Annotated in this window: 17 protein-coding genes and 1 other RNA gene; 12 read left to right on the top strand and 6 right to left on the bottom strand. The window is 64.8% G+C overall.

The genetic code is table 11. From position 1 onward, the window contains the following. Positions 1 to 123 precede the first annotated feature (123 nt). The 3 genes from smpB (at position 124) to BQ7388_RS07815 (ending at position 1,726) form a co-directional block, all read left to right on the top strand. On the top strand, positions 124 to 600 hold the full coding sequence (gene smpB, locus BQ7388_RS07825; protein WP_072500192.1) for an SsrA-binding protein SmpB: 477 nt from the start codon (positions 124 to 126) through the stop codon (positions 598 to 600). A gap of 157 nt (positions 601 to 757) precedes the next feature. Beyond that, positions 758 to 898, top strand: a complete 141-nt coding sequence (locus BQ7388_RS07820) for a rubredoxin-like domain-containing protein (RefSeq protein ID WP_009278154.1) — start codon at positions 758 to 760, stop codon at positions 896 to 898. 150 nt (positions 899 to 1,048) lie between these two features. Next, positions 1,049 to 1,726 carry a YoaK family protein gene (locus BQ7388_RS07815; protein ID WP_072500191.1) on the top strand — a complete coding sequence of 226 codons (678 nt, stop codon included), beginning with the start codon at positions 1,049 to 1,051 and terminating at the stop codon, positions 1,724 to 1,726. 33 nt (positions 1,727 to 1,759) lie between these two features. On the opposite strand, the gene BQ7388_RS13055 is transcribed toward BQ7388_RS07815, so the two are convergent. After that, positions 1,760 to 2,248, bottom strand: a complete 489-nt coding sequence (locus tag BQ7388_RS13055) for a helix-turn-helix transcriptional regulator (RefSeq protein ID WP_234946900.1) — start codon at positions 2,246 to 2,248, stop codon at positions 1,760 to 1,762. A 316-nt stretch (positions 2,249 to 2,564) separates the two neighbouring features. On the opposite strand from BQ7388_RS13055, the gene BQ7388_RS07805 reads away from it, so the two are divergent. The 3 genes from BQ7388_RS07805 to ssrA all read left to right on the top strand — a co-directional run bounded on the left by BQ7388_RS07805 (position 2,565) and on the right by ssrA (position 4,806). Beyond that, on the top strand, positions 2,565 to 3,053 hold the full coding sequence (locus tag BQ7388_RS07805; RefSeq protein ID WP_129583189.1) for an ABC transporter permease: 489 nt from the start codon (positions 2,565 to 2,567) through the stop codon (positions 3,051 to 3,053). Further along, positions 3,040 to 4,227 carry an ABC transporter permease gene (locus tag BQ7388_RS07800; protein WP_072500189.1) on the top strand — a complete coding sequence of 396 codons (1,188 nt, stop codon included), beginning with the start codon at positions 3,040 to 3,042 and terminating at the stop codon, positions 4,225 to 4,227. The genes BQ7388_RS07805 and BQ7388_RS07800 overlap by 14 nt, the downstream gene beginning before the upstream one ends. Positions 4,228 to 4,441: 214 nt before the next feature. Beyond that, positions 4,442 to 4,806, top strand: a transfer-messenger RNA (tmRNA) gene (ssrA, locus tag BQ7388_RS07795). 158 nt (positions 4,807 to 4,964) lie between these two features. Here ssrA and BQ7388_RS07790 read toward each other — a convergent pair. Continuing rightward, complete coding sequence (locus BQ7388_RS07790; protein ID WP_072500188.1) at positions 4,965 to 5,474, bottom strand: flavin reductase family protein; 510 nt, start codon at positions 5,472 to 5,474, stop codon at positions 4,965 to 4,967. Positions 5,475 to 5,621: 147 nt separating this feature from the next. Between BQ7388_RS07790 and BQ7388_RS07785 the strand changes: the two genes are divergently transcribed. The 5 genes from BQ7388_RS07785 to BQ7388_RS07765 all read left to right on the top strand — a co-directional run bounded on the left by BQ7388_RS07785 (position 5,622) and on the right by BQ7388_RS07765 (position 12,343). Then, on the top strand, positions 5,622 to 6,545 hold the full coding sequence (locus tag BQ7388_RS07785) for a patatin-like phospholipase family protein (protein WP_072500187.1): 924 nt from the start codon (positions 5,622 to 5,624) through the stop codon (positions 6,543 to 6,545). After that, a complete protein-coding gene (locus BQ7388_RS07780) occupies positions 6,542 to 7,534 on the top strand; it encodes a LacI family DNA-binding transcriptional regulator (RefSeq protein ID WP_072500186.1) in 993 nt (330 codons plus the stop codon). Before BQ7388_RS07785 ends, BQ7388_RS07780 begins: the two co-directional genes overlap by 4 nt. A gap of 200 nt (positions 7,535 to 7,734) precedes the next feature. Continuing rightward, positions 7,735 to 9,699: a PTS sucrose transporter subunit IIABC gene (locus BQ7388_RS07775; RefSeq protein WP_062529333.1), complete on the top strand. Its 1,965-nt coding sequence runs from the start codon at positions 7,735 to 7,737 to the stop codon at positions 9,697 to 9,699. 109 nt (positions 9,700 to 9,808) lie between these two features. Then, positions 9,809 to 10,759 (top strand): carbohydrate kinase family protein, encoded by a 951-nt coding sequence (locus BQ7388_RS07770; RefSeq protein ID WP_072500185.1) that lies wholly within the window; start codon positions 9,809 to 9,811, stop codon positions 10,757 to 10,759. 60 nt (positions 10,760 to 10,819) lie between these two features. Further along, on the top strand, positions 10,820 to 12,343 hold the full coding sequence (locus tag BQ7388_RS07765) for a glycoside hydrolase family 32 protein (RefSeq protein ID WP_072500184.1): 1,524 nt from the start codon (positions 10,820 to 10,822) through the stop codon (positions 12,341 to 12,343). 208 nt (positions 12,344 to 12,551) lie between these two features. Here the strand turns inward: BQ7388_RS07765 and BQ7388_RS07760 are convergent, their stop codons facing one another. From BQ7388_RS07760 to BQ7388_RS07745, 4 genes are all read right to left on the bottom strand, one after another. Further along, positions 12,552 to 13,451, bottom strand: a complete 900-nt coding sequence (locus tag BQ7388_RS07760; protein WP_072500183.1) for an HAD-IIB family hydrolase — start codon at positions 13,449 to 13,451, stop codon at positions 12,552 to 12,554. Between the two features lie 67 nt (positions 13,452 to 13,518). Next, the gene (gene gtfA, locus BQ7388_RS07755; protein ID WP_072500182.1) at positions 13,519 to 14,934 is read right to left on the bottom strand and encodes a sucrose phosphorylase; all 1,416 of its coding nucleotides are present in this window, start codon (positions 14,932 to 14,934) and stop codon (positions 13,519 to 13,521) included. Between the two features lie 54 nt (positions 14,935 to 14,988). Then, positions 14,989 to 16,284, bottom strand: coding sequence for a glycoside hydrolase family 32 protein (locus BQ7388_RS07750; RefSeq protein WP_072500181.1), 1,296 nt, complete (start codon positions 16,282 to 16,284; stop codon positions 14,989 to 14,991). 43 nt (positions 16,285 to 16,327) lie between these two features. Beyond that, the gene (locus tag BQ7388_RS07745) at positions 16,328 to 17,809 is read right to left on the bottom strand and encodes a glycoside hydrolase family 32 protein (RefSeq protein WP_072500180.1); all 1,482 of its coding nucleotides are present in this window, start codon (positions 17,807 to 17,809) and stop codon (positions 16,328 to 16,330) included. Positions 17,810 to 18,056: 247 nt separating this feature from the next. On the opposite strand from BQ7388_RS07745, the gene BQ7388_RS12370 reads away from it, so the two are divergent. Continuing rightward, on the top strand, positions 18,057 to 19,381 hold a 1,325-nt coding region (locus BQ7388_RS12370), incomplete at its 3' end, for a helix-turn-helix domain-containing protein (RefSeq protein WP_200781450.1).

Below are 19,381 nucleotides of genomic sequence, written 5' to 3'. Positions count from 1 at the left end.
ACCTCGGCCAGCGCGACACGGCGGCCCAGCTCACCCTCCGCGCCCGCGATCTGGTGGGCGAGGAGGCCGCCATGGAGCTGCTCAGGCTGATCCGCGCCGAGGACGAGGAGGGGGGCGACGGCAATGCCAGCTCCGACTAGGCGCCAGAAGAGGACCATCTCGAAGAACCGCACCGCATGGCATAACTACTTCATCGACCAGACTTGGGAGGCCGGCATCGAGCTCACGGGTACCGAGGTCAAGAGCCTGCGCGAGCGCTCGGCCCAGATCACGGACTCCTTCTGCATCATCCGTGGGGGAGAGCTCTTCCTGGTGGGGATGCACATCCACCCCTACTCTAACGGGGGGGTGTGGAACGTGGACCCCGATCGCAGGAGGCGCCTGCTCATGCACCGCAGGCAGATTGACTTCCTGGACGGCAAGCTCCGCACCAAGGGCCAGGCCATCGTGCCCCTGGAGCTCTACTTCGACGAGCACAATCGGGTCAAGCTGCAGCTCGGCCTAGGGCGCGGCAAGAAGCTCTATGACAAGAGGGCCGACCTCGCCAAGAAGCAGACGGACCGCGACATACAGCGCGCCCTCAAGGAGCGCAGCCGCTAGCAAGGGAGTTGGGCATCTGGGGCCATGGTTTGCCATGGCTTCTCGGCAGACGGCGTTGCCGCAGGTACTTTGCGTGGGGTATGATAATTGCGCCCATTCGGGTAACAAACTGGCGCGCCCGCGGGGAACGGGCGGCCAACGGAGAGAGGAAACACCCATGGCTGACGAGAAGACCTACAAGTTCGTGTGCACCGTCTGTGGCTTCGAGGTCGAGGTCGACACCCCCGAGCTTCCCGAGGACTACACCTGCCCCATGTGCGGCGTCGGTGCCGACATGTTCGAGCTCGTCGAGGAGTAGCCTGAACCACATAGCGTGACCTCCTGGGACGGCTGGGCAACCAGCCGTTCCTTTTGACGCGGGATGGAATGTGTCGGGCGGGTGTGGCGTCGAACGGGCTCGCTCACGCGTAGTAGGGTAGGGGGCGGTCGAATCAAGGGAGGCCCAGCCTTGCGCAAGCGCGCGTCGCAGACATCCGAATCAATAGAGCTCGCCCTCATCCTCGCCCTCTCGGGCGGGCTCATGGACGCCTACTCCTACCTTGGGCGCGGCAAGGTCTTCGCCAACGCCCAGACGGGAAACCTGCTGCTCCTGGGGGTGCACCTCTCTGCCGGAGACTTCGCCGCGACCACGCGCTACGCCTGCCCCGTCCTGGGCTTCGCCGTGGGCTGCGTCCTCGCGCACGAGCTCAAGCTCCGCATGCCGCGCGGGCTTCACTGGAGGCAGTACGTCCTCGTCGTTGAGGTGCTCCTGCTCCTTGCGGTCTCGTTCATGCCGGACGAGCTCAACCTGCTCGCCAACAGCCTCACCTCGCTTGCCTGTGGCATGCAGGTCCAGGCGTTCCGAAAGCTCCACGGCAGGCCATTCGCCACCACCATGTGCATAGGGAACCTTCGTAGCGGCACGCAGGCGCTGGTCTCGTACGCGCACGGTCGCGGCCGCGTCCACCTCAGGACGGCGGTGCTCTACTACGGCGTGATCGCCTGCTTCGTCGTGGGTGCAGTGTTGGGGAACTGGCTGTTGGCGCCCCTCGAACTGTCTGCCATCCGCGTGAGCTGCGTGCTTCTCGCCTTGGCCATCACCCTCATGTTCCATGACCGAGAGGGCAGGGCGAGCCAGGAGTCGTAGGCCGCCTTCCTCCTGCCCTTGGCGGCGTTCTGCCTATTGGCACCTTTTGTAGTAGAAGACGGCTATCTGGGTGCGGTTCCTCAGGGCGAGCTTGGCAAGGATCGCGCTGATGTGATTGCGCACCGTCCCCTCCGAGAGAAATAGGCGCGCGGCGATCTGGGAGTTGTCGAGGCCCTCCGAGACGAGTCTGACCACCTCTCGCTCGCGCTGGGAGAGCGGCGCCAGGGCGGACTCGTCGCCTGTCACAACGCTCCCGCCCAGCGTCGTCGCCCTCTCCAGGACCTCTCCCTCCAGGACGCTCTGGCCGGCCATCACTGACCTGAGTGCCTCGGCGTCGTGGAGGATGGGGACTACGAGAGGGCATATGGCCTTGGCCAGATGCTCGACCTCATATCCGGCGACGATGGGGGGCTTGCGTCCCTCAGCCGCTTTGGCAGCGAGGCAGACGCCATTGCGGCGGCGCGCGATGGTGCGATAGACGGCTACGTCACGGTTGACGGCGAAGGCGTTCCCCGGCTGCACGTCGACGCGTCCCTGAACGGCAAGCTGAGCCCCGCGGCGATGCGGGTGGCGCTCAACTCCTACCTGCGCACGCGGATGGAGATTGCCGACGTCGCAAGGCAGGCCCCCCAGCTTCTTGCCGGCGGTGATTTGACGACCACCTTCTCTCGAGGCGTTGACACGCAAGAGCTGCAGGTCACCAAGGTCGCCCCCGACCCCGACGCGCGCTACTACTACTCCCTGCTGGCCATGTCCGCCGGAATGGGCATGATGCTGGCCCGTCCTTGCCGTCAAGAGGACGCAGTCGGGCATTTCGGCCCTTGGCGTGCGCAGCGCCATGGCAGGAACGCCGCGCTGGCGCATTCTCCTGGCGACGCTGCTGGCGGCCTGGGTCTGCGAGTTGGCATGCCTTTGCACGACCTACCTCTTCATGTGGCTGGTCGTGGGAGTCGGCTTTGGCGGCGAGGCAGGCTATGCCTTCGTTGCCCTCGCGGTTTCATCCCTGATGAGCTGTGCGCTGGGCGCCGCGCTTGGCACCACCCGTATTGAGACGGGTGCGGTCTCGGGAATCAGCTGCCTGCTTTCGCTCTTCACGGGACTCTATGGACCGACGGCACAGGGTCTGGCTGACGCCGTCGAGCTGGCGTCCCCCGCTCTCTCTCACGCTAACCCGCTGTGGCATATGGCGAACTGCTTCTACGCCCTGTTGTATTACGACACTCTGGGGCCATTCTTCGAGAGCTGTCTCGTCCTGCTCGCCATGGCAACCGCGTTCTTTGCCGTCGCCGTCCTTCGCATGAGGAGGCTCTCCTATGCCCACCTTTAGGTCTCTGCTCAAGATCATCTGGGGTCATAAGGCCTACATAGCCATCTACCTCGTTCTCATGAACCTCATGGGCGTCCTCATAGGGGCGAGCGCCTCCAACGACCAACCGGCGTCCGCGTTCTCGTATGACCCCACGCGCGTTGCGGTCATCGACAGGGATGGCTCCAGGCTCTCTCGGGGTCTCAAGGACGCGGTCCTAGCCCAAGGGGACCACCGAGAGCTGGCCGATGACGTTCGGGCCATCCAGGACGCCGTTGCCAGGGGCACGGTGAGCTACATCCTCGTGATTCCCGAGGGCTGGGGCGAGAAGCTCGTCGCCGCGGCCAGGGCTGGGGCCTCAGCGCCTGGCCTCGAGGCCTACGTCTCCTACAAGTCCGGCGCCGGAGCGCTCATGCAGGCCAGCGTCACGTCCTATGCAAGCGGGCTCTATGGCTATGCCGCCACGACCGGCTTCGACCAGGACGGAATCGTGGCGCACGTGAACGAGGCCATGAAAAGCGAGGTCGAGGCAAGCCTGATTCCCCAGGCTACGACGCCCCTGCCGAAGTCGTTTCAGACCTACTGCATGTTTGCCACCTATCCCCTGTTCGCGAGCGTCACCGTCTGCATCGCCATCCTGATGACCAGGCTCAGCGGGCGGGCCATACGCGAGCGCAGGATGGGTGCGCCGACCACCGCCCGCAGGCGCAACCTGCGGCTCTATGCCGCATGTCTGACGGTCGGCCTCTTCGCGTGGGCGCTTACCTCGCTTCTGGGCGTCGTCCTCTTTGCAAGGCAGAGCCTGTTGGAGTCGCCGGCTCTCGTGACGCTCTCGGTCCTGGGCCTTCTGGTCTATGCGCTCGTGTCGACATGCGTGGGCTTCCTGTTGGGTCAGCTCGGAGCAAGCGAGAATGCCGCAAATGCCGTTGCCGTCATCTTGGGGATGGCCATGTCCTTCATGGGGGGCGCGTGGATTGACCTTGGCATGCTTCCCTCGGCGGTCGTCGCAGCGGCGCACTTCGTGCCCAGCTTTTGGTGTACGCAGGTTATCACGGGCGCCTCTGCGCCCTCGGAGGTCTCGCTTTTGACCATAGCTCCGCTGCTCGGTTCGCTTGGGGTCGCGATGCTCTATGCGCTTGCCATTCTCCTCGTGGCGCTCGTCGTGGGACGTAGCAGGGGAATGGCCGAGCTGTAGCACGGCGTCCGTCTGCATCTCGTCGTGACGTCGGGTGCCCGAGGCCCAGCCTGGGGCGGGGCACGGGTGGTGGGCTTGCACTTTCACCGAATCCCGCCTCGCCCCTTGTCGCCCTTGGGTAGAATACGGACACCGGACGCGTCGTCCTTTGACGCACATCGCCCGTTCTTGAACTTTGACAGCGCGCATGGTGGCAGCAGCCCCACAACCTCATGGGGGTGACTGGTTTCGACAGGGTAGTTCTGAGGTGGGCAGCAAGCCGTGGTCTCCTCGCCACGTTAAACAGGGGTACCGTCAAATTGAATTGACGACAACTCTTATCAGGGCTCTTACGCCCTCGCTGCTTAATTTACTAGCAGCCGTCTAACCGGGGATCGCTCCCGTCTTCGGGGTGACGTCATTCTAGGGAGATGCTCCTGCGGACGTGGTTGGTATGCCGCAGGCTAAGACCGAACCAACTGGGATGCCGAACGCGTGTCGTTGGGTGCGAGGCGTCCGAGAGCCAACCAACGACTGAGCTTGGAGACACCTGCCAGGGGATTGCTTTGGACCGGAGTTCGATTCTCCGCACCTCCACCATGATGACGTCAGCCCCCTCCCGCCTTGTGCGGGAGGGGGCTTGTGTGACATGTGACGCGTGGTGTCAGCCTTTGCGCTATCCGTAAAAAGGCGCTGCCAAAGTGCCGTCCCGAAAGGATGACGCCGACGTGCGAGGCACGTGCCTGTTGCTTTCTGGCCTACTCGGGAACGTAGGACGAAGCCTTCGGAGGCGTCTTTCCCTTGAGGACCGCATGGTAGTAGGCATAGGTGAGGGGCTCCTCCGCAAGGAGGTTCCGCGCGTCGTCCAGTTCTCCGACGAAGAGCATGTGGGTGCCGACGTCCAGGCTCTGCACCACCTTGCACGAGACCATTGCCGCGACGTGCTCGGTGGGATAGGGGTCGCCGTTGCCGGTCATGTCGCTCTGGATGCCCTCGAACTTGTCGAAGTCGGTTGAGCTGCGGAAGCCAAAGCGGCCGACGAAGGGCATGTCTGCCGTCTGGGTCAGGGGCGCGAGCGCGAAGTGACCGGCCTTCTCGATCACCTGCTCCGTGTGGTTCTGCTTGTTCACCACGACTGCGACCTGCAGGGGCTTGCTCGTGAGCTGGAGTCCGGTGTTGATGACGCAGGCGCCCACGTCACCGTCGTCCGCCCTTGCGGACACGACATACAGACCAGATGAGAACTTGAATAATGCAGTAGCGTCCATCTTGCCCTCTTCCCCGTGCGCGCCTAGTCGTGGCAGGCGCTCCTCTCCCTTTTGCTGCACTATATCATCCATGATGAGAATGGCTCGGATGCCCGATGCCAGCGGACCGTTGGCGTTGGGCGGCGGCACTGACGGGAGGGGGATTGCATGGCACGAGGCAACGCGCTCGTCCTCGAGGGCGGCGGTTTCAGGGGCATGTTCACGGCTGGCGTCCTGGACGTGCTGCAAGAGAGAGGCATCTATGACTTCGCAAGCGTCTGGGGAGTCTCGGCGGGTGCCATCAACGCGGCGAGCTACAAGTCGCGCCAGATCGGGCGCACGATGCGCATCATGCTCGCCTTCCGGGACGACCGGCGCTTCATGTCGCTCTGGTCCTTTGCCACGACGGGCAACCTCGCTGGTGGCGAGTTCATGTACGAGGAGATCCAGAACCACCTGGACCCAGGTGACGACGTGGCCTTCAACGCCAATGCCACGCGCATGTTTGCCGTGGCGAGCGACGTGGTGTTTGGCACTCCCGCCTACCTGGAGTGTGCGAGCTTTCCCGAGGACGTGGTCAAGGTGCGCGCCTCGGCTTCGCTTCCGCTGGTCTCCAGCATGGTGCAGATCGACGGGCACCGCTACCTGGATGGCGGCACCACGGACTCCATCCCCTTCGAGGTGGCGTTGGGGCGTGAGGGCGCGGCGAAGGTCAAGGGCTACGAACCGGCCGAGCGCGCCCTGGTGGTGATCACGCAGGACCGCGACTACCAGAAGTCCGGCCTCAACGAGCGCATCACGGTGCGGAGCCATTGCTACGACGGCTTCCCCTACTACGAGGAGGCCCTTTCCGTGCGTGCCTCCTCGTACAACGCCAAGCGCGAGAGGCTCTTCGCCCTCGAGGCCGAGGAGTCGAGCCCGGTCCTGGTGATAGCGCCCGCGCAGCCCGTCGAGGTCTCGACCAACGAGCATGACGGGGGGAAGCTGCTGGACCTCTACCTGCAGGGCAGGGAGCAGGCGACCAAGCGCCTGGACGAGGTCCGTGCCTTCCTCGCGGGACGGTCGGGCGCGTCTTGGGGGGACAGGGCATGACCATCAACGAAATCGCCCAGATGGCGAACGTGTCGCGGGCCACCGTGTCGCGCTACCTCAACGACGGGTATGTCAGCGAGGAGAAGCGCAAGCGCATCGCCCGCGTGATCGAGCAGACGGGTTATGTGCCGTCCCAGCAGGCGCGCACCCTGCGCACGGGCAAGACGCAGTTCGTTGGGGTCATCATCCCCAAGATCAGTTCCGAGTCCATCGCGCGGGAGGTTGCGGGCATCACCTCGGTCCTTGTCGCCTCGGGTTACAGCACCGTGCTCGCCAACACGGACGGCGACGGATCGGCAGAGATCTCATACATCAAGTCCTTGGCCGACCAGGGCCGGAGCGACGGCATCATCCTCATCGGGACTGAGATAACGGAAGAGCACGAGCGACTCTTCAGGAGCCTTCCCCTGCCCCTCGTGGTGCTGGGCCAGCATGTCAAAGGCGTCAACTGCGTCTACTTCAACGACTATGACAGCATGTATGACCTCACGCTCTGCTGTACCGTGGGCAGCAGCCATCCTGCCTTCATAGCCGTGCCCGAGAGGGACTACGCGACGGGCTTCCTTCGTCGCAAGGCCTTCGTTGACGCCATCGGGCACCAGGGGTTCGACGTGGACGCGGCACCCATCGAGGAAGGCAGGTTCAACGTGCGGTCGGGCTTCGACTGCGCGGCAAGGATCATGGAGGCCCATCCTCAGACGGACGCCATCGTCTGCGCCACCGACGAGATCGCGGCGGGTGCCCTGCTGTACCTCCACGACAGCGGACGCGTCGTGCCGGGGGACGTGCGCCTCACGGGGCTAGGCGACTCCATGCTCGCCAAGGTGGTGAGCCCCAGCCTCACCACCGCCCACTACTACTATCGCACCAGCGGCGCGGAGGCGGCACGCATGCTCCTCGAGCTGATGGAGCAGAGCGAGGCAGCCCCGCATGAGGTCAAGATGGGCTACAAGCTCGTCCTGGGAGGCTCGACGCACAGTCCTGCATAGTCCTTCGCCTCCGTCGGCGAGGGAGCGGCAGGTTCGCCCGCCTGCAAAGTTCCCCGTTTGTCGACAAAAACCTACCGTTCGCATGCGCTCGGCAAAAGGTGTTCCTTTTGTGAAGGCGTCCTCCTAATCTTATTCAAAGGTGTGAGAACGATTTCACACAGACCTAAGACTGCAGGTCGTAGCAGGACAAGGGAGGAAGAATGGCGCTGGATTACAAAGAGGCCGCAAGGGCCACGCTGGAGGCGATCGGAGGCGCGTCAAACGTCGTGTCCGCCGCTCATTGCGCGACCCGACTACGCCTCGTGATTGCCGACAACGGCAAGATCGACAAGGACAAGCTCGAGGACATCCCCGGCGCGAAGGGCAACTTCGAGGCCTCGGGCCAGCTGCAGATCATCTTTGGCACGGGCACGGTCGACAAGGTCTACGACGAGTTCATCGGCCAGGGCAACATCAGCGCGGCGAGCAAGGCCGAGGTCAAGGAGGCTGCCGCCAAGAACCAGAACAAGTTCATGGCGGCCATCAAGGTCCTCTCTGACGTCTTCGTCCCCATCATCCCGGCAATCGTCGCCTCCGGCATGCTCATGGGCATCATGGGGGCCATCCCCTTCCTCTTCCCGAACGTCGACCTCTCCAACAACGTGTACTGGAAGATCGCGGGCCTGATCAACGCCTGCGCGCTTGCGAACCTCCAGATCCTCCTGGGCTTCTCCGCCGCAACTGTCTTCGGCGGCAACCCCTACCTCGGCGCGTCACTGGGTGCCTTGCTCATCAGCGGTGACTTCATCAACGCATACAACGCCTCCACCGCCATCGCCGACGGCACGATGGTCACCTTCAACGTCATCCCCGGTCTCTATAGCATCGACTGGGTGGGCTACCAGGGGCATGTCATTCCCATCCTCGTGGGAGTCTGGATTCTCTGCTTCTTCGAGAAGCGCCTGCACAAGATCGTCCCCGAGATGTTCGACCTCTTCCTGACGCCGCTCCTGTCCGTCTCGATCGCGGCCTACGTGACGATCCTCTTCATCGGCCCCATCTTCGTCTTCCTCGAGAACGCCATCCTTGGCCTGCTCATGGCCTTGCTCTCCGTTCCCTTCGGCCTTGGCAACGCGGTCATCGGCCTGATCTACAGCCCGTCGGTCGTCACTGGCCTGCACCAGATGTACACCGCCATCGACGTCTCGATGATCGCCCAGCACGGCGTCACCTACTGGCTGCCCCTGGCCTCTGCCGCAAACATCGCGCAGGGCGGTGCCTGCCTGGCCGTTGCCCTCAAGACCAGGTCTGACAAGACCAAGGCCCTCGCGGTGCCCTCCGGCATCTCCTGCCTGCTTGGCATCACCGAGCCCGCAATCTTCGGCGTCAACCTGCCCAAGGTTAAGCCCTTCGTCGCTGGCATGGTCGGCTCTGCCGTCGGCTGCGTGATCTGCTACTTCACCAACCTCTCTGCCACCGGCACCGGCGTGACCGGCATCTTCGGCATCTTGCTCTGCATCGACAATGCCGTTGGCTATGTCATCATGTTCGCCGCCGCCTTTGCGGTCGCCTTCGGTATCACCTGGACCCTCTACTCCGACGAGGCCGACGCCAAGAGGCAGGGCAAGTCCCTGCCCGAGCAGGCCGTTGCCTCCACCCAGGCGGCTGCCAACCAGACCGCTGCGGTCGCCGCGAGCGTCGCCCAGTCCAACCAGGGCGTCACCGCCCCCACCGACGCCGAGGTCATCTTCGCGCCCTGCGCCGGTCAGGCGATCGGCCTCGATCAGGTGGACGACCCCGTCTTCGCCAGCAAGGCGATGGGTGACGGCGCCGCCGTGGTTCCCAGCGACGGCAAGATGTACGCCCCCGTCACGGGCACCGTCACGGTCCTGGCCGAGACCGGCCACGCCATCGGCCTGCTCTCTGACGAGGGTGCCGAGATTCTGATCCACATCGGCATCGACACCGTCAACCTCAAGGGCGCGCCCTTCACGCCTCACACCACCGTGGGTGCGGTAGTCAAGAAGGGTGACCTGCTCATGGAGGTCGACCTCGGTGCCATCAAGGCCGCCAATCTCGATCCGACGACCATGGTCATCGTCACCAACACTGACGAGTACGGGACCGTCAACACCCACATTGGCGGCGCGGTGAAGGCCGGAGCCGCGCTCATCGAACTCGGATAGGGCGCTTGCGCCAGACATGCGCGTGTGGGGGGCGGCTGCCACGAGCGGCTGCCCCCCGTTGGAATGAGGGCCCTTGTGGGCCGACCCATCGTTTGAAAGGGAGCTCGGCATGATTGACGTTACTGCTATGGGTGAGGTGCTCATAGACTTTACGGACGCGGGCATATCTGACGCCGGCCAGAAGCTCTTCGAGCGAAACCCTGGGGGTGCACCGGCAAACGTGCTGGTCGCCCTCCAGCGCCTGGGTCACCAGACTGCCTTTCTGGGCAAGGTCGGTGACGACATGCACGGCAGGTTCCTGCGTGCCACGATGGAGGCCAACAACATCGACGTGCGAGGGTTGCTGACGGATCCGAGCTACTTCACGACCCTGGCCTTCGTGGCGCTCGACGAGCAGGGAGACCGTTCCTTCTCGTTCGCGCGCAAGCCTGGGGCCGACACCCAGATCACCACCGACGAGCTCGACACGAGGCTCATCGCCGAGAGCAGGGTCTTCCACATCGGCTCCCTCTCCCTCACCGACGAACCTGCACGCTCCGCGACCTTCGCTGCGCTGGACGTGGCAAGGTCCGCCGGCTGCGTTATGAGCTATGACCCCAATTACCGCGCCAACCTCTGGCCGGGCGTGGAGGCGGCCACGGAGCAGATGCGCGCCGTGGTGCCTTACATGGACATCATGAAGATGAGTGACAACGAGTGCGAGCTGCTGACCGGTCGCCGCGACCCCGCCGAAGCGGCGAGGGCGCTGGTCTCTGGTGGAGTGAAGGTCTGCTGCGTCACCCTGGGCTCCGAAGGCGCCCTGGTATGCACCAAAGATGGCGCCACGGCAGTTCCGCCGTTCAAGACCGAGGCGGTGGACACCACGGGTGCCGGCGACTCCTTCTGGGGCGGGTTCCTTGCCGCCTTTCTCGAAAGCGGTCTGGCCCCCGCAGAGGTGGCACTTGATGAGGCAGTGGGGATGGCTCGCATGGGCAATGCCGTGGCGTCGCTCTGCGTCCGCAAGCGTGGCGGCATCCCCGCGATGCCCGAGCGTGCCGAAGTGCTTGGGGTCCTGGCGTAGCCAGCCGACGCCTGCCCCTCGCGCGCACCCACGTCAACCCTCCCGAATCGAGGAAGCCCCATGGCCGTCGACATCAACTGGAACCCCAAGCACAACTGGCGACTGCGCTTCCACCTGCAGACGCCCACGGGCGGCCTGACCGACCCCAACGGCCTGTCCCAGCTCAACGGGGTCTACCACTGGTTTCACCAGTACACGCCCAAGTGGCCCGCCGTGGGGCATGGCTGGGGGCACTGGACGAGCGAGGACCTCGTGAGCTGGACCTTCCATGGCGAGGTGATCCGGCCCGATTGCGAGCTTGACCGCAACGGCTCCTACTCGGGGTCCGCGCTGGTCAAGGATGACAGGCTGTGGTGCTACTACACGGGCAACGTGCTCGACCCCGGCGAGCATGACTATGACTTCGAGGGGCGTCGTGCAAACGAGATACTCGTGACCTCCGAGGACGGCAACACGTTCAGCGAGAAGGTCTGCGTCCTCGACAACGAGGGATATCCCGCCTACTGCTCCAACCACGTGCGCGACCCCAAGGTGTGGGAGCAGGACGGGGCCTTCCACATGCTGCTGGGCGCCCGTACGTCGGACAGTCGTGGCGCCGTGCTCCTATATCGCTCGGGCGATGGGCTCGCCTGGGAGTTCGAGGGGTCGGCGACGTCGCGCGGCAGAAGGGGCTTCGGCTATATGTGGGAATGCCCCAACGCCGTTCGACTGGACGGTCGCGAGTTCCTCTTCGTGTGTCCCCAAGGGGTCCCCAAGCAGCCGTTCAAGTATCAGAACATCCACAACTGCGGCTACTTCCCGGTGGAGGGGAAGGTCATCGACCTGCTTGGGCGGGACCCGAAGGGAATGGACGGCGAGGGGCCCTATGCCTGCTTCGACGAGGGGGACTTCGTCGAGACCGACTACGGCTTCGACTTCTACTGCCCCCAGGTCTTCGAAGATGAGCGCGGCCGTGTGCTCTGCGTGGGGTGGATCGGCCTGCCAGACGTGGAGTTCCAGTACGAGACGCCGACGCGCGAGTGGATGCACACGCTGACCCTGCCGCGCGAGCTCTCCCTCAACGAGTCCGGCCGGGTGTGCTTCTGGCCCGTCGAGGAGGTGGACTCCCTGCGCGGCACGGAAGTCGAGTTTAGCGAGGGCGCCGCGCCGGGCGCCACGGGCTATGTGGGGTCGCAGACGACCTGCGACATGTTCGACGTCACGGGGGCGAAGTCGGCCCGTTTCCCCAACGGGACGGCGGACGTGCTCATCAAGGACATCAAGGGAGAGGGGCGCGTCATCATTGGCTCCGACCTCGAGCTCCTCCTCCATGGGGACATGCTCGAGCTCGACTTTCAGAGTCCCTCGGGACGCTGGCGCACCAACCGCCGCCTGCCCCTCTCGGCCTTGAGCGCGGGACGCGTGACCGACCTGCGCATCCTGGTGGACACCTCTGTCATAGAGATTTACGTAAACGGGGGAGAGAAGACCATGACCACGCGCTGGTATCCCCTGGAGGTTACCGACTTGCACGTGACGTCCGACCTCCAGGCATGGCACGGCGCCTGGGAGATGGGCGCCTTTGTCTTCAACAACGTGGGCTAGGGGCGTAGCACGCCCGCGTGACGCGTGGCATTGCACGTGGCCACGGGCGCGCGCAGATTAGCCGTAGTTTGCGCGCGCCTGTGCGAAGCTGCAGGTCATCGTGAAGTCACGCGCAGTTTGCGAATGGAGCGCGCGGCTGGCTCTCTCCCTACGGGGTGGGCCAGCCGCGCATTGTCCCAAACCTCCGCTGCGGCGGACAAGTCAGTGGCTATGCCTCGTACCACTCACCCTTGAGGGCGTGCTCGAGCCACTTGGCGACGCCGTCCTCCCACATCGTGTCGACGACACATGTCGCCTGCGACATGACCGCCTCGGAGGCGTTGCCCACGGCGACGAAGGCTCCCACATGGGGCACCATGGGCAGGTCGTTGCCCGAGTCACCAAAGGCCACGAGCTGTTCCCTGTCAAGCCCCAGCCTCTCCCGCACCCATTCGATGCCCGAGCCCTTCTCGACCCCCTTGAGGGTGATCTCTATCTCGGTGGGGGTGACGACGGCAATCTGCAGGTCTCCTCGCCCTTCCAACTCTGCGGCATCGCGCGCCAGGTCGTCTGCGGTGTCGAAGCAGGCACCCATCTTCTCGACGAAGCTCGTCACCTCGTCGACCGCGAGAATCTCGGGTTCGATGTCGTCGACGGTGAAGCGGTTGGGGATGCTCGAGATCTCTTCGTCGAGGTCCTCGTCGCTCAGGGTGCTGCTGTCGTCCAGTCGATGCACGGCCTGGGTCATGTAGGACACGAGTCGCTTCTCGAAGTAGGCCCCCCTCGAGGTGAGCACGTTGAGGCCGGCTCCACGGGAGTGCAGCCAACGAGCCATGTCGAGCGCCGTGTCACGGGGGATTGCCTTGCCTGTGAGGTGCCGGCCGTCGCCGTCGAGGATCTGGCCGCCATTGACGGTGATGTAGTAGTCGATGCAGGGCAGCCTGATGGCGTCGGGCACGATGGGCAGGTTGCGGCCGGTCGAGATGACGTTGGCGCAGCCCGCCGCATGCACGGCCTCCAGGGCGGCGACCGTGCGCTCGGAGACGCGGGTCAGGTCGAGGATGGTGCCGTCCAGGTCATAGAATGCCGCGCCGATGCCTTGGGGGAAGTGCGTGTTTGCGGGTAGCAAGGGGTGCTCCTTCGTGTTCGGGCTCCGGCTAGGTTGGAGGGCGCCGTGCCCGTCGGTGGCCATGTCCCTACGAGTGTGTTACCTCGAAGGAATGCGACGAGAGGTCCGCGTCGAGCTGCGCCCAGGCTTCGCCTGCGGTGCGGCGGATGCGAAGCCTGCTGCCCTGGGCGTCTGCCTCGAGCTCGCCCTCGATGTCGAACGCGGGATGGCTGTTCCGCAGCTCCATCAGCCCGACGAGGTCCCTCACGACGGGGCGCTCGACCTCGCGGTCTATCTCGTCGACGCTGTAGTAGTGGCGGTTGATGTTGCGGCCCTCCTTGGTGGACTCGAGCAGCTCTATGTCGTTGCTGCCAGCGAGAAGGCCGACGTAGTAGACCATGGGCACGCCGCGGGCGAAGAACTGGATGGCGCGGGCGAGCAGGTAGGCGTCATCGTCATTGCCGAGTGCGGAGTAGTAGGTGGTGTTGACCTGATAGATGTCGAGGTTGTTGTATGCCTCGGTGTTGTAGACCTTCTTGACGTTGGCCCCCTCCGAGAACATCTTGTCCTTGGTGTAGTCGACGGCTTCGTCGGGCAGCAGGTCCTTCACGTCGACGATGCCCAGGCCGTCGTGGGTGTCGAGGGTGGTGAACTGGTGCTTGGGGCTCATCGTGAGCCAGTTTGCGAGGTAGCTGCCCTCGCCCGAATAGAGGGCATGCAGGGTCAGCACGGGCAGGGCGAAGTCGTAGACCCAGTAGCCCTTGTCCGCGACCTGCATCTGGATGGTGTAGTGCTCGTGAATCTCGGGGAGCACCATGACGTCGTAGGGGTCAAGCACCTCCTGCATGTCGCGCAGGAGCTCGGTCGTATCCGGCTCCACGAAGAAGCAGCTGCTGCCCGCGCGCTTGGCGGCGTAGGCGAAGGCGTCGAGGCGAATGATGGAGGCGTTGTTCTCGGCCATGTGGGTCAGCGTCTCGCGGAAGAAGCGCTGCGCGCGATCGGACCTGATGTTGATGTCGATCTGCTCCCCCCCGAAGGTGCACCACACGTCCTCGCGACTGCCGTCGGCGAACTCCGCCACGACGCTCGGCGCCTTGGGCTTGCGCTTGTAGATGGCGTCCACCTGTTCCTGGGTCGGGGCGCCCCCCGGCCAGAAGTCCTTGTACCTGATGAAGAAGTCGGCGAACTCCGATTCGTCCTTCTTGGCCAGGAAGTCCTGGAAGTAGGGAGATTGGCGCGAGATGTGGTTGATCATGAAGTCGAACATCAGATAGCGCCTCTCGCCTATGCGACGCACGTCATCCCAGCTGCCAAGGGCGGGGTCGACGATGTCATAGCGCATGGGGGCGAAGCCGCGGTCTGCCGAGCTAGGAAAGAAGGGCAGTATGTGCACCCCGCCCACGGCCTTGTCGAAGTGCCTGGCAAGCACCTGGTCGAGGTCCCGGAGGTTCTTCCCCAGGCTGTCGGCGTAGGTGATGAGCATGATCTTGTTCTCGAACCTCATGTGACTCTCCCTGCGGCTGGTGGGTGCTGTGGATGTCGTGCCTCCGTGCGTGGCCTAGAGGCCGAGGATGGTGAAGTCCGCTGACGAGTTGGTGGACATCGAGTTGCCCAGGCCATAGACCATGTTGCTGATGACGTACTCGCCGTCATTGACGTAGACCTCGACGATGTGCCCGTGCACGAGCATCTCGATTTTGTTCTCGTCTGCCACCTCGGGCGTCATGGAGTGCATATGCGTGAAGCCCTCGCGCGGACGGTAGACCTTGCTGCGGTCGACGTGGACGCGGTTCTTGTCCTGCCACACGCGCAGACCGCCGATGTCGATGTGGTCGCCTTCGTGCAAGGTGGTCCCGAAGAGATAGGGACGGTGGTGCGCTGACGCATTGGTGCGGTGGGCGATGGCATGGCGTACGTTGGGATGCAGGCGGAAGTAGGTGTGCCCGTTGACGACCTCGATTATGCGCGGTGCGGTGAACATGCCGATCCACTTGTCGTCGACGGGCTCGGGCATGCGCATCCAGCCCACCATGACGCGACGACCCTCGGCATCGGTCGTGGTCTGCGGCGCATAGAAGTCGTGGCCGTAGTCGGTGAGGCGCCGCTCGCCAGTGAACTCGATGGAGCAGCCCGCTTCGTTGTAGTCGACGACGAAGCAGACGCTTTGGTCGCTGCCGCCCTCATAGCCCATCAGCGAGGCGAGGAGCACGGTGCTCCCGTCGACCCTAAAGAGGTCGGGGCACTCGCACATCCAGCCAAGCTCGGGATCGAGGACGGTGCGGTTGACGTACTCCCAGTTGACGAGGTCCTGGCTCCTGTAAAAGAGGACCTCTCCCTGCCTGCGGTGGATGTTGCTGCCCAGGACCAGGTACCAGCCATCGGAACCCTGCCATACCTTCGGGTCGCGCGTGTGGGTGGCGTCGCCCAGCTCGGGGTCCTCGATGGGTGGGATGATGACGCGCTTGTCCTCGAAGTTGTTGAAGTTGCGGCCGTCGGGCGACTCGATGGTGAGCTGCGCCGAGGTGAAGTGGCCAGGAATGCACTTGTTGATGTCGTCGGGGTCGAACTCGTCGTAATGGACGCCCGTGTAGAAGAGGCGGAGCCTGCCCCCGCTCTCGATGGCGCTGCCCGAGAAGCAGCCGTTCTGGTCTGCGGGCTTGGAGGGGAACAGCGCGATGTCCTCCTGCTGCCAGTTGACGAGGTCGGGGCTGATGGCGTGTCCCCAGCAGATGGTCCCCCATTGCGTGGCGTGGGGGAAGTACTGGTAGAAGAGGTGGTACTCGCCCTTGTAGTAGATGAACCCGTTGGGGTCGTTCATCCAGCCCCGTTGCGTGTGGAAGTTGATGCTCTGCATGTGTGCCTCTCCGTGGTGGCTGTCTTGCGGTGTCGGGTGCTGACTAGCGGTCGACGACGTAGTTGACGCTGATGGGCGACATGGGGTACCAGACGGCAGTGGCCTTGGGGAAGTCGAGGTACACCCTGATGTCTTCGGGGTCACTGTAGTAGCGGGTGCCGAAGACGGTCTCGCCGCCGTTGACGAAGATCTCGAGGACGGAGGTGTCCATGATGATGCGGACGTCGCGCACGGCATCGACCCTGGCGCGGCGGACCTTCCTGCCCTGGCCCGCCTCGTCGTCGATGAACTCCAACTCTGCCACCCCGTCGTGGAAGCGCAGCTCGAGGGCGTCGTCGAAGCGCAGGGTGCCTTCTCCCTCGATGCCAGAGACCACGAGGTCCGACACCTTGGGGATGCTGGCGCTGCCCTCGAAGGCGACCGCCTTCCCGCGGAGCGCGTCGATTTCCGCCACGGGGTTCTGAAGGATGTGTCCGTCCGGACCCAGCGCGAGCTCGCGCGGGACCGTGAGGCAGCCGCGCCAGGTGCTGGTGGGATTGTCGTAGGGTCGCACGTCGTCCTTGTCATGGGGCAGGCTCATCCAGCCCACGAGGAGCGTGCGGCCCCTCTCGTCTACGAGGGTCTGGCAGGCATAGAAGTCGAAGCCGTGGTCCCACTCGACGAAGGTCGTCTGGTCGATGGCGGCGTGTGGGGCCTTGGCGTCCATGAGCTCATGGTCCTGGTGGAGAAGGTCCAGAAGGGTCCCCTCGATGGGGAAGTAGCCGTTGCCGTGCACGTTCTGGAGCATGTAGGGGAGGCCGAGCTCGTCCGTGCCCTGGGGGCAGGTGGCAAGGAACTCGTGGGGCGCGCCCTTCTCGTCTGCGAGGACGATGCGGTCGGGGCACTCCCACATGTAGCCGAAGGGCGTGGGGTCGGTGTTGGTGACCGAGCCCTCGAGCTCCCAGGCCTCGCCGTCCTCGGAGCGATAGCACAGAACCGCGCCGCGGCTGTCCTCGCGCGTCCTCGCGCCCAGCAGCATGTGGAAGGCGCCGTCCTGCTTCCAGACCTTGGGGTCGCGCACGTGGTTGGAGCAGTAGGCGGGGTAGCCGGAGTTGTCGAGCACGACCTCCTTGGGGCCCAGGTGGATGCCGTTGTAGCTGCGCATGCGCGTCTGGTTGGCAAGGCGGCCGGCGAGCGTGCCGTCACCCTCGGGCAGGCGGACATTGCCCGTGTAGTAGTACCAGACCTCGCCGCCGTGGTCGGCGCCGTCCTCGGGGGTGGCGAGGTAGGCGCCTCCAGAGTAGGAGCCGTCCTTGTCGGAGGGGCAGTCGGGCATGACCTGGCAGCCCAGGAAGACCCAGTTGGTCAGGTCGCGGCTGACGTAGTGGCCCCAGCCGTGGGGGCTGTCGAAGTTGCCGGGGTACTCGGGGGCGTTCTGGCAGCAGATGTGATAGGTGCCGCGGAACTGGCACAGTCCGTTGGGGTCGCTGAGGGAGCCTTTCTGGGGTGCAAGGTGGAGTTTGGGACGCCAGGATTCGTCGCTCATGAAATGCCCCTTCCCTGGGTGTGCCGAGGTGTGCACGGACCCTGCCAGCACGTCTGCATATCTGCTTATAATCTTATCTGAGAACGATTTCATAGTATGCCAGGCGGCGGCGAGCGGCACCCGCGTCGTGCGAGTGGTTTTCCTGCCGTGCAGGGCGAGCTCCTATGATGTGTGTGTCTAGAGAGGGGGAGGAGTCCAGCCGATGGAAGCGCGCTTTGCGGAAGGCCGTGGGCCTCTGGTCCGCCTTGTGGAGCTCGCCCTCCTCACGACGATGCCGTTCTATGCGTTGACGGCGCCGAACCCAGCGTTGTCCGGCAACCAGGCGCTGGTGGCGCTTGGGCTTTGTGCGGGATTCGTCCTCGCTCGCGTTGTTCCGGATGGCCTCGCGCGACGGCTCCGAGCCGCTGGCGTCGTTGCCCTTGCGTCGCTGGCTTCCGTGGAGTGGGCGCTCTGCCTCTCGCTTGCGAGAATGTCACGATACGCATGGCCCTTCGACATGGATTGGTTCGCCTCCTTCCGGCACGCCTGGCTCCTGGCGACTCCCGTGCTTGCGTTCGCCTCCGCGCTCGCCCTCTCCTCATGCCCGTCCGGGGAGGAGACGCGTCCCCCTCGCGGCGCCTCGTGCGGCCTTGACGAGAAGAAGCCAAGCGGCGGAGGGGGTCTCGCCGCGATCGCGGCGGGTTTTCTCGTCAGGGGGCTGTCATATGCCGTCACGGCCGTCGTCGACGGTCGTATGGCGCCCGGCAGGCTCTGGACGACTGGCTTCTCTCCCGTGAACCTTGTCGTGATTCCCGTGGCGTCGCTGATCCTCCTGGGGGTGAGTGCGACCCCTGACGGCAAGCTGGATCCGATGCCCATGCGCGTGGGCGTCGGATCCTTTGCCTGGTGGTCCCTTACGAGGGTGATTCCCCTTGGTCAGGCGGTCTCGTGGCCGTATGCACTGCTCTCCCTCATTGCCGCGGCGTGCTGGCTGCCTCGCGCTCGTTGCCTCTTTGCCCTCTCCGCACATGGGGCCGAGGGACGACGGAGTCATTCGGCAGAGCCTGAGCCCTCGTTCGGAGACGGGCATGTGAGGCCGGACGAGGAGACCAGGGAGGCCCTGCTAGGCCTCGGGCTCGCTCTCCGCGAGCTCGAGGTGGCGGTCGGGGTCGTGTGCGGGGGGAGCTCCAGGGAGGTGGGCGAGCTTCTGGGGGTGAAGCCCGCAACGGTTCGCAGCACCATGGCACGCGTCTACAAAAAGGCCAGTGTGACGGGTAGGAAGGCGCTCCTCGAGCTCATCGGGATGTCAGATCGCCAACCCGCCGCCCATGGCCATTCGGACGGCGAGGAATCGGGGCGATTGGCGGCCGAGGGCTCGACGGGCGCACGGAGGGTGCCTGCGTCGGCTGCCTCACGCCCGCTCGAAGCGGCTGTCGCGACCGCGCTCCTGCTTCCCTGGGGCATCACTCTGCCTGCGTGGGGCGCGGGGCGACCGCTTGTCTATGGGGCCGCGCTCGCGTGCCTCATGACAGGCGGGGCCTCTTTGGCGGGTTGCCATCCCTCGGAAGGCTGTCGCGCCTCCCGTGTCGCCCT

It is taken from the genome of Olsenella phocaeensis (genome assembly GCF_900120385.1).
Classification (GTDB): domain Bacteria; phylum Actinomycetota; class Coriobacteriia; order Coriobacteriales; family Atopobiaceae; genus Olsenella_I; species Olsenella_I phocaeensis.
Note: the sequence above shows the minus strand (reverse complement) of the source record. Positions and strands in the feature narration are given on the sequence as shown.